The 656-nt window shown below is 80.5% G+C and carries 1 protein-coding gene; it reads right to left on the bottom strand.

Translation table 11 applies throughout. The annotated features are described in order from the left end of the window. Positions 1-656: iron-containing alcohol dehydrogenase (locus PYV61_RS26270; RefSeq protein WP_275836844.1), on the bottom strand; the 656-nt coding region annotated here is incomplete at both ends.

Below are 656 nucleotides of genomic sequence, written 5' to 3'. Positions count from 1 at the left end.
GCCGGCGCGTCGCCCGCCCCCAGCGCGCCCGCCGCGGCCCGCAGCGCCTCGGGCGCCGCGCCGGCGTTGAACGCCGCCGCGTGCGGCAGCACCACCGCGTGCGTCTCAGCGTGTGGCAGCCCGAAGCTCCCGCCGAGCACGTGGCAGAGCTTGTGGTGCACCCCCATCGTCGACGCGCCGAGCGCCAGGCCGGCGAGCCACGCGCCGTAGAGCAGCGCCGTACGCCCCGCCACGTCCGCCGGCGCGCGCAGCACCCCCGGCAGCGCCCCCGCGATCGCGCGCAGCCCCTCGGCGGCCAGCAGCGCCGTCACCGGCCCCGCGTCGGGGGCGTACAGCGCCTCCACGCAGTGCGCGGCGGCGTTGAGCGCGCTCGGCCCGGTCACGCGCGCCGGCAGGTCGAGCGTCGTGAGTGGATCGTACAGCACGGCGCGCGGGCGCACGCGCTCGTCGCGCCCCGTCTCCTTCGCGCCGTCGCGCGTGAGCCCCCAGATCGGCGTCATCTCGGAGCCCGAGTACGTCGTCGGGACCGCGGCGACGGGCGGGCCGCCCGCGAGCGCGACCGCCTTGGCGACGCCCACCGCCGAGCCGCCGCCGACGGCGAGCAGCGGGTCGGCGCCGAGCGCGCGCGCGAGCGCGCCGACCGCGTCGGCCACGTC

This window comes from Roseisolibacter sp. H3M3-2, assembly GCF_029211165.1.
Taxonomy (GTDB): Bacteria; Gemmatimonadota; Gemmatimonadetes; order Gemmatimonadales; family Gemmatimonadaceae; genus Roseisolibacter.
This window is presented reverse-complemented; position numbering and strand designations above follow the sequence as displayed.